The sequence below is a fragment of the Nodosilinea sp. LEGE 06152 genome, assembly GCF_015207525.1.
Classification (GTDB): Bacteria; Cyanobacteriota; Cyanobacteriia; order Phormidesmidales; family Phormidesmidaceae; genus Nodosilinea.
In genome coordinates, this window is sequence record NZ_JADEWR010000032.1 from 22,628 (window position 1) to 31,637 (window position 9,010).

The window sequence follows — 9,010 nt, forward strand, 5'->3', positions numbered from 1 at the left end:
ACTTCTCACTCCCTACCCCCTATCTGGCACCAAATCATCCAGCTCAACTACCGTACTTGTTCCCTCTCCGGTGATCATCGGCAGTCGGCCATCCCACTTTTGCAGGGCTTCATACTTCAGCACGCTGGGGGTGAGGGTTTCCTGCAAAATTTGGTGGGCCTCAGCGGTGCCCCGGGCTAAATTAATTTCAATTTCGGCCTGGCGCAGGGCTTTTTTGGCGACAAACTCGGCTTGTTTAGCCTCCTGTACAGCGATTTGCTTGGCCTCGACCGCGTCGCGAAACTGCTGCGAGAAGTGAATCGTGGTCAGCGAGACATCGTCTACGGCCAGGTTATAGGGGGCAAGGCGCGATCGCAGTCCCGCATCCACCTCGGCCTTTACCCGGTCGCGCTGGGTAATCACCTCCTCGGCGGTGTAGTGGGCCATTACCGCTTTGATCACCTCTTCAATCGCGGGGTTGACGAGCGATCGCACAATGTCAGCCTCATCGCCAACTTGCTGAAACACCACATTGGCCTTATCGGGCAAAATATGCCAGTTGAGGGCTACATCGCTAAACACATCCTGCAAATCCTTTGACGCTGCTTCGGTGGCAACTTCCTGCTTTTGTACCCGAGTGCTCAGGGTCTCCACCGAGTCCACCAGGGGCACCACAAAGTGCAGCCCCTCGGCCAAAATCTTCTCCTGCACCCGGCCAAAGCGCATCCACACGCCCCGCTCGCCAGCGGGAACGACCACCCAAAAGCTGGCCAGCAGCGCCAACCCCACCAGGCCCAGCAAAATCCACGCCGCCAGAGTGGCTCCGCTGTTGAGAGCCGGGGCGGCGAGCGATGCTGCGGGGGTGCGATCGCGGGTGTCGCTGGGTCGGCTGTCTACCAAGGGGGCTCCTGGGGGTGAGGGTTGGAGGGTAAAGGGGTAGGGCGTGGATGAGTGGATGAGTTTGATTGCTTAATCAAGTCTCTATCCCCTACCCCTTTACCCATTTCGACGTGCAGGGAATCTTGCTGCGATCGCACCTCCCCGCATACTTCTCCGCAATCTCTGTCACCTCCAGCAGCAGCCCTTTGCTGAGGGTGGTGGGCTCCAGGCCCAGATCGAGGAAGCAGCGATTTTCAACAAACAGGTCGTTTTCGGCGGCTTCCTTGCGGGGGTTTTGTAGGTAAGCGATCTCGGCTCCGGTGATGTCGCTAACCAGCTGGGCCAGGTCGCGGACTCGGTGAGTCTCGGTCATCTGGTTAAAGATCTTCACCGGCTCGCCTGCCTGGGGCGGGTTTTCGAGGGCCAGCTGAATGCAGCGCACGGTGTCTTGAATGTGGATGAAGGCGCGGGTTTGACCGCCGGTGCCGTGCACCGTCAGCGGGTAGCCGATCGCCGCCTGCATCAAAAAGCGATTGAGCACGGTGCCGTAGTCGCCGTCGTAGTCGAAGCGGTTGATCAGCCGCTCGTCGAGGCGGGTTTCGGCGGTGTGGGTGCCCCAGACCACGCCCTGGTGCAGGTCGGTAACGCGCACGCCGTCGTTTTTGTTGTAGTAGAGAAAGAACAGCTGGTCCTGAGTTTTGGTCATGTGGTAAACGCTGCCCGGATTCGCCGGGTACAGAATTCGCTGGGCAATGCGATCGCCGCTCTCGGTAGGAATTTCCACATCCAGGTAGCCCTCAGGGATTTTCATCCCTGCCGTACCGTAGCCGTAGACGCCCATGGTGCCGAGGTGGGCCACGTGGATATCTAGCCCCGACTCGACGATGGCGCAGAGCAGGTTGTGGGTAGCATTGAGGTTGTTGTCGACGGTGTAGCGCTTGTGGCGGGGCGATTTCATCGAGTAGGGGGCGGCCCGCTGCTCGGCAAAGTGCACCACCGCATTGGGCCGATACTGCTGAATTAAGCCCAAGAGCTGCTCGTAGTCCTGGGCAACATCCACCCGATGAAAGGGAATCTCGCGCCCGGTGTGCTCTTTCCAGGTCGCCAGTCGAACTCCCAAAGGCGCAATTGGGGTGAGGGAGCTGACCTCCAGCTCGTTGTCGATATTGCGGCGAGAGAGGTTGTCGAGAATGACGACCTCGTGGCCGAGATTCGACAGATGCAGCGCGGTGGGCCAGCCGCAAAAACCATCGCCCCCGAGAATCAAGATCCGGAGCGGTTCAGTGTGGGGCTGACCGTTGGTAACGACCATCTAGACAACCTCCTGCGGATCGGGCAGCGGATTGCCGTAGTAGTCGCGCAAAAATTTCTGGATCTGCGGCTGCTCTGGTCCCAGATTGTGGGCCGCAGCCTGCTCTAGGAATGCCTCTTGGGAGAGCTTTTTCTGGGTGGCGATCGCGATCAGCGCCACCGCCGTCGCCCGTCCACCGCCTCGGCAATGAATCAGCACTGGCTTGGGCAGCCCATCTAAAGCAGCCAGAGCGGCGTCTAAGGATTCGCCCGCTGATGTGGTTGGGCTAACTGGGGCCTGGACATAGCCCAAGCCAGCGGCAGCAGCTTGCTCGGCTTCGTCGGCGAGGGTGCCGGGTTCGGTGGGTGATCTGAGGTTTAGCACCGACCTAAACCCCTGAGCCGCCGCCTGTTTAATCTGCGCGGGGGTCAGTTGCCCGGCACTGCTGTAGTCGTCATTTATGGAGCGAATGTTGCCTGTCATAACCTAAAAACAAATTATGTACCCGGGTGCTTTTTCATGGCGCTGTTGCAACGGCACCTGATACATGTTGCATTTACGGTAAACCTAATGTACGGGAATCGTACATGGATTCAAAAATGTTTGCAATTGAATTGAATTCATCAATTATTGTGCCGTAGACCCTACCGATTTGGCCCTGTGCCCAAAACTTCTTCCCATCCACCCCCTAGCCCCTACCCATCCACTCCCTGCGCCCTCACCTAAATCTCGTAGTGCCAGTGGTCGCTAGACTCAGCCAATATAAGCTGGCGCGATCGCCGATAGATCAACCCCTGTTCCTCAAACTGCCGCAGCAGCCGAGTGACGGTGACTCGGCTGAGGCCGCTAAAGTCGGCCAGGTCTTGGTGGGTGATTTTAAGATCAATCAAGCAGCCGCGATCGATCTGCAGACCGAAGCGATTGGCCAGCCACTGCAGCAAACCCAGCAGAGCGGCTTCGGCCCGCCGATGGGTGCGCACCACCATCAGCGCTTCGGTGTGCTTGAGGTAGCTGGTGATTACTTCCACCGGCGGTTGCCAGTCGCTGAGGGCGATGGCAACCGCCTCCACCTCCGTCAGGGCCTCAACCAGGTAAGGATCGGTATCAGAGAGGGACTGACCGACAATGTCGCCAGTGCTCCATAGGCCCAGGGCGATCGCCGTACCGTCTTCCTGATAGGTCATGGTCCGCACAACGCCTGCCTTGAGCAGCCAGAGGCGATCGCGGCGAGCGGGCAAATAGCTACGTCGCCCAAAGGTACTGACCTCAGCCATAGGCCACCGCTGCAACTGCTCCAGGGAGAGCCCCCGCAACGGCCTGGCTGAGACAACCTCTGGCACCGCCCCAAAATTATCTAGCTGCTTCAACACAACTATTCTCCTAAGTTCAGGTGTTCACCGGCATCGAACGTGTCGCCGATTTGCGCTTTAAATGAGTTTTGTATACCGGGCATTCAAACTTCAAAACCTATTCTCTCCACCCCTACAGTCGCCACAAATTAACCTGCGTCTTGGCAGTGTTTTGCAGGTGGATCAGCAGCAGGCTGCCCAGCAATAGCGGTGCAATCAGGGCGATTACGGCATAGCCGCGACCGTTGCGCCAGCGATTTTTGAGGGGTCGATGGATGGGGCGGATGCCCGCAGGGGCAGACGGGTAAGGCTGCTGAATTTCAGTAGGGTTGAGAGGGAAAGAGATCATGGCAAAAAACGGAGGGAAGTATAGAGAGAGAACAACAAAAATTGCGAATACTCCTAGGGCGTGTCATCAATTGTGGCTAAAAGCCGGATATATCAAGCCTTGCCACGCCCGACCCCAAGAACAGGCTAGGGTCTGTAAACCTTGATTTTGGGCATTTAGCAGCTAATTGATGACAGCCCCTAATAGTGCCAGCTGTCGCCGCTGGCGTGGCCCTTGCCCTGAATGGTAATCGGGTATTTTTGGAGTTGTTTGAGCCAGCATTGCACAGCGTTTAATGGCCCAGACAGCTCAATCTCTAGGGCCGTAGGCTGAGCCAAACTGCTGACGGAAAAGGTGGTGGGCTGGCCATTTTGGGCAATCGCCCGCACCACGACCCGACAACTTTCGGCCAGATCTTCGAGCAGCGACTTAACCGACAGCTGAGGGGAACCGTAGATTCTGAGTCTAAGTTGAGTTTGGGGAGTTGTCATGGTGCTTAAACCAGTAAAAACAACAGACGAAACCTGTGGGGCTAGGGAGAGCTGAGGGAGCACCGTCATTGCATACACCGAAAACCCGATAGATTTACCGATGATTCATGCTTGACAACTATGGCACGACACCGTGTAAATTTCAATCAGATTGCAAATATTTTTGGTTTCATGTACGATTCGGTTGTGCTTGGTTTTGCTTAGAGCGCGACGGCTTGTTCCGCAGGTTTTCTAAGTGAGCGCCCCACTTTGCGGTGAGCGCTCTAATTATTTGTTCAGCTCTGATTGCTTGGAGGCATGCCTATGAACCACTTCTCGTCACTGATTGGAGAAAGTGGGCTATGACAACTCAACTTGCCCGGTCCATGACGGCTACAGCAGCGCTGGGCAGCTTACCCCTGAGCAGATTCAGCAGGGGTTTTGGGCGGTGCTGAATCTGCGATCGCCGCTCAAGAAAAGCTCTCACAAAAGGCATTTCTAGCGCAGGCCATCGCTCACGACCCGGGGCTGGAGCCGCCGCAGACTTTAGCAATTTTTGCGCGACCACTACGGCGATGGGCCAAACCCACGCCTTCACTCCCAGCCAAGGGCGATTGCTGCGGGTGACCAAGGCGGCAGAGCAGTATGCGGGGGGGTGCGATGTCCAGTGGCCAGCCTTTCGTCCATCGAAGTGGGTAACGGGAAAGAGCTGGGGAGTGGGGGAGCGGAGTGGAGACTGTCTAAAAACTCCTAATCCCTGCAACCCATAGCTAAACCTGCCCCTCACCCATCCACTCCCTACCCATCCACCCCTCTCTCCCAGAAAAGTTTATCTAGACCCAAAGGAGTAACACTCAATGTTTAAGCAACTGCAGCGCTGGAAAATTCAGCTAGTTGCCTTTTTGGCGGCGGTTTTGGCTGTGGCCACCCTGCCTGCCCTGGTGCCGCCCAGTGCCGCCGCAACAACCATCGATTTCGTTAGCCCTCAGTGGCTGGCGCAGCATTCTCGCGATGCAAACCTGCGCATTCTCGACGTGCGCACTAACCCCCTCGACTACATCAACAGCCACGTTCCCGGTGCGGTAAATATTGCTGAAAACACCTTCCGTGGCCCTAATGGCCGACTGCCCGTGCAGTTTTGGGAAGAGCAAAAGATTGAAGCCCTGTTCCAGGAAGCGGGGGTGAACAACGATAGCCATGTGGTGATTTACTCCGACGGCAACAGTATTTTGGGCAGCACCCAGGTGGCTTATCTGCTGGAGCGAGGCAGCTATTCAGGCCGGGTTTCGGTACTCGATGGTGGGTTTAAGGCCTACAAGGATGCCAGTCTGCCGGTGACGAAGGCGTTCCCTGAGTATGCCAGGGGCAACTTTACCCTCGCAGACAACAGCGCCATTCGCGTTTCGCTCGACGAGGTGCGGTCGACTGTGCGTGACCGCAGCGCCCGCGTTACCTTCATCGACCCGCGCCCGCCCGCACTGTTTGCCGGTGAAGAAGACCTGTTCATTCGCAACGGCCATATTCCTGGGGCTAAAAATGTTCCCTGGCCCGGCTTCACCGTGGGCGAAGACAATTTTCACCAGCTCAAGCCCCTCGATGAGATTCGCGCGCTGCTCGCCCGTCGGGAAATTACACCGGAGCAGGACATTGTTGTGACGTGCAGCACTGGACGAGAAGCCTCGCTGCAGTACGTCGTGCTGAAGCACCTGCTGGGCTACCCCAACGTGCGGATTTACGAAGGCTCATGGACGGAGTATTCGGCTCAGCCTGATCTGCCGGTGGCAACGGGGCGTGACCCCAACGTTTAGGGCCATTCTAGGCGTGCAACACCGAGAGTAATCGGGCAGCTGGTTGTATCTATGCGATACAACCAGCTACCTTCACCCCTAATCAGGGCCGCAGGCGCTGGTGATGGGGAAACCAAACTGTTTTGGAGGAATGACTGATTTATGCTGCTGCGATTGCTGCTGATTGCCAGTGCCTTAACCCCCCTCATCCTGGTGGGGAGCACGTTCTGGTCAACAACGTTTCGGGCGACTGGCTCTGACACCCTTAACCCGGTGGCCTCCTGCGCGCCAACCCAGCCCGACGATGACGAGGATGACGACGACGAAAAACCCCGTCGCCCCACCCGAGGCCGCTTTTCGTAATGCTTTGATAGTAGGTTTGCTATGGCTCAGTTTGTCGAGCGATCGCGTGTCCAACCGCGTTGGTCAAAGACCGGCCCTGGAGGGCCATCGCGGTCGTTTCTCCTCTACGTGTTGCTGGCTGTGGTTTTGGCCCTGGCGGCGGGCCTAACCTCATTTGGCTGGCAACAGAGCGCATTGTTTCTGGTGGGCACGCTATTTGGCCTCACCCTGTACCATGCCAGTTTTGGCTTTGCCTCGGCCTACCGCCGCCTGGTGGTGCACGGCGATGGCCAGGGGGTGTTGGCCCAGGTGCTAATGCTGGCCTTGGCCACGGTGCTGTTTGCGCCAATTTTGATTGGTGGTATGGGGCGCGGGGCGCTGGCTCCGGTGGCGGTGCAGGGAGCGATCGGGGCGCTGCTGTTTGGGGTGGGTATGCAGTTGGGCAGCGGCTGCGCCTGCGGCACTCTCTACACCATCGGCGGCGGCAGCTCGATGATGGTGCTAACCCTGCTAACCTTCGGTACCGGATCGTTTTTGGGCACCTTGACCAACGGTTTTTGGCAGGGGCTGCCTAAAACCGAGGCGGTTTCGCTGATAGGGCTCTGGGGTTGGGGCGGCGCTGCGCTGCAGCTGGGGCTGTTAGGACTCTTGGGGCTGTGGCTGTGGCGTTGGCACAGCCGGGCTGGGGGAGCGACGCCGAGGTTTAGCCTACGGCCCAGCTGGCGATCGCTCCTCTACGGCCCCTGGTCGTTAGTGGCGGGGGGCATGGCCCTGGCGCTGCTGAACACTCTCACGCTGCTGCTAGCCGGTCGGCCCTGGGGTGTGACCTGGGGCTTTACCCTCTGGAGTGCCAAGCTGGCCACTCTGCTGGGCTGGAACCCGGCGAGCAGCGAGTTTTGGAGCCAGGAGAGCATCTTAGAAGTGCTGCAAGCCAGCGTTTTTGCCGACGTGACTTCGGTGATGAATTTCGGCATTGTGCTGGGGGCCGCGCTGGCGGCGGCGATCGCCGGACGGCTCACCGTGCGGCAGCCCCCTTCGCGGCGAGCGGTACTGGCAGCCCTGATTGGTGGCCTGCTGATGGGGTATGGAGCCTGGTTAGCCTTTGGCTGCAACGTTGGGGCCTACTTTAGCGGTATTGCCTCCACCAGCCTGCACGGCTGGTTGTGGATTGCCTTCGCCCTGCTGGGCACAACCCTCGGGGTCAAACTCAGGCCGCTGTTTCGGCTTGCCAATTGATTTGCACTGCCCCAGGGACCACCCCTACTCATTCTGTCGCTATGACTCAGACTTCCCAGGCTACCGACATTCAAGGCGATCGCAAAGGTGATGCGCCGTTGGACCCCAACTTAGCCCCGCCCCACAGGCCGGCCTCTCGCACCCGCGATCACCTGGCTAACGAGCGCACCTACCTGGCCTGGATGCGCACCGCGATCGCCTTAATTGGCTTTGGCGTGCTAATCGCTCGCCTGCGCTACCTGGTCTCCCCCGATGTACCTGGCACTGGCCAGGGCTGGCTGGTTGGGTTAGGCCTATCCTCCATTGGCTTGATTACCGTGCTGCTCTCGACCTGGCACTACTTCGCGGTGCTGGATGCGATCGAAAACAACACCTACAAACCCAACAGCCGCTGGGTCATTCTCTTCAGCCTGGTGGTGACGCTGCTAGGGGCCGGGGTGCTCTACGTGCTGTTTTCGGCCCCGGCGACGGTGAAGGGGTTTCCGGCTATGTAGGAGTGAAGGGTAATGGAGCAATCGAGTCGTAAAGTACACCTGTACTTTACGACTCAATTAACTCTGTTTATGAGGCTACCGACTTCATGCGTCCAGCTTCTAGTAGCAGAATTTGATCGGCGCGATGGAGCACTGCGGGGCGATGGGAGACGACGAGGCAGGTGGGGGGAAGGGGTGGATGGGTGGATGGGTTAAACAACTGTTGCCAGAGGCGCTGTTCGGTTTCGACATCGAGGGCGCTGGAGAGGTCGTCGAACACCATCAGGGCGGGCTGACGCAGCAGCATGCGGGCGGCGGCGGCCCGCTGTTTTTGGCCACCAGAAAGGCGAAAGCCGCGCGTGCCGATCAAAGTTTCTAAGCCCTCGGGCATGGTGGCGAGATCGCGATCGAAGACGGCGGCAGCGATCGCCCGATCCAGCTGTTCCTGACCTACAGTATCCCCCAGCCCCAGCAGCAGATTTTCCCGCAGTGAGGCGCTGAAAAGCTGGGGAATTTGCGGCGTATAGGCAGCCCGAGGCGGCACCAAAAAATTCGCCGGATCGAGAATCGGCTGACCATTCCAATAGAGAAAACCAGACTGTCTGGGCAAAAGACCAAGCAGCACGCGCAGCAGCGTGGTTTTGCCCGCGCCAACGCGTCCGGTGATTACCGTCAAACTGCCCGCCTTCAGCGTAAAACTGATGTCGCTAATGCCGCCACTGCCTGGGTAGCGATAGGTCAACCCTTCCACTCGCAGCTCGTGGAGGGGATCGGGGGCGATCGCCGGAGAGGACGGTGGCAGGGTCAGCGCTTTTCCAAAGATGGGTTTGAGGTAGAGGGGGTGGGGGTGAGTGAGTGGGTGGGTAGGCGGGTGGA

At 58.5% G+C, this 9,010-nt stretch carries 12 protein-coding genes; 5 read left to right on the plus strand and 7 right to left on the minus strand.

The window, feature by feature from the left end; all coding sequences use genetic code 11:
• Positions 1 to 12: 12 nt before the first annotated feature.
• The 6 genes from IQ265_RS26995 to IQ265_RS27020 all read right to left on the minus strand — a co-directional run bounded on the left by IQ265_RS26995 (position 13) and on the right by IQ265_RS27020 (position 4,317).
• Positions 13 to 879 (minus strand): prohibitin family protein, encoded by an 867-nt coding sequence (locus IQ265_RS26995; protein WP_194059459.1) that lies wholly within the window; start codon positions 877 to 879, stop codon positions 13 to 15.
• A gap of 88 nt (positions 880 to 967) precedes the next feature.
• Positions 968 to 2,170, minus strand: a complete 1,203-nt coding sequence (locus IQ265_RS27000) for an NAD-dependent epimerase/dehydratase family protein (RefSeq protein WP_194059460.1) — start codon at positions 2,168 to 2,170, stop codon at positions 968 to 970.
• On the minus strand, positions 2,171 to 2,632 hold the full coding sequence (locus IQ265_RS27005; protein ID WP_194059462.1) for a sulfur transferase domain-containing protein: 462 nt from the start codon (positions 2,630 to 2,632) through the stop codon (positions 2,171 to 2,173). It lies immediately after the preceding gene.
• A 239-nt stretch (positions 2,633 to 2,871) separates the two neighbouring features.
• The gene (locus IQ265_RS27010; protein ID WP_347405029.1) at positions 2,872 to 3,519 is read right to left on the minus strand and encodes a Crp/Fnr family transcriptional regulator; all 648 of its coding nucleotides are present in this window, start codon (positions 3,517 to 3,519) and stop codon (positions 2,872 to 2,874) included.
• Between the two features lie 112 nt (positions 3,520 to 3,631).
• On the minus strand, positions 3,632 to 3,847 hold the full coding sequence (locus tag IQ265_RS27015; RefSeq protein WP_194059464.1) for a hypothetical protein: 216 nt from the start codon (positions 3,845 to 3,847) through the stop codon (positions 3,632 to 3,634).
• A 179-nt stretch (positions 3,848 to 4,026) separates the two neighbouring features.
• Complete coding sequence (locus IQ265_RS27020) at positions 4,027 to 4,317, minus strand: hypothetical protein (protein ID WP_194059466.1); 291 nt, start codon at positions 4,315 to 4,317, stop codon at positions 4,027 to 4,029.
• 334 nt (positions 4,318 to 4,651) lie between these two features.
• Between IQ265_RS27020 and IQ265_RS27025 the strand changes: the two genes are divergently transcribed.
• The 5 genes from IQ265_RS27025 to IQ265_RS27045 all read left to right on the plus strand — a co-directional run bounded on the left by IQ265_RS27025 (position 4,652) and on the right by IQ265_RS27045 (position 8,155).
• Complete coding sequence (locus IQ265_RS27025) at positions 4,652 to 4,798, plus strand: hypothetical protein (RefSeq protein WP_194059468.1); 147 nt, start codon at positions 4,652 to 4,654, stop codon at positions 4,796 to 4,798.
• A 355-nt stretch (positions 4,799 to 5,153) separates the two neighbouring features.
• A complete protein-coding gene (locus IQ265_RS27030; RefSeq protein ID WP_194059470.1) occupies positions 5,154 to 6,104 on the plus strand; it encodes a sulfurtransferase in 951 nt (316 codons plus the stop codon).
• A gap of 141 nt (positions 6,105 to 6,245) precedes the next feature.
• Positions 6,246 to 6,446, plus strand: coding sequence for a hypothetical protein (locus IQ265_RS27035; RefSeq protein ID WP_194059472.1), 201 nt, complete (start codon positions 6,246 to 6,248; stop codon positions 6,444 to 6,446).
• A gap of 21 nt (positions 6,447 to 6,467) precedes the next feature.
• Positions 6,468 to 7,661 (plus strand): YeeE/YedE family protein, encoded by a 1,194-nt coding sequence (locus IQ265_RS27040; RefSeq protein WP_194059474.1) that lies wholly within the window; start codon positions 6,468 to 6,470, stop codon positions 7,659 to 7,661.
• A gap of 41 nt (positions 7,662 to 7,702) precedes the next feature.
• A complete protein-coding gene (locus tag IQ265_RS27045) occupies positions 7,703 to 8,155 on the plus strand; it encodes a DUF202 domain-containing protein (protein WP_194059476.1) in 453 nt (150 codons plus the stop codon).
• A 67-nt stretch (positions 8,156 to 8,222) separates the two neighbouring features.
• Here IQ265_RS27045 and IQ265_RS27050 read toward each other — a convergent pair.
• On the minus strand, positions 8,223 to 9,010 hold a 788-nt coding region (locus IQ265_RS27050), incomplete at its 5' end, for an ATP-binding cassette domain-containing protein (protein WP_194059484.1).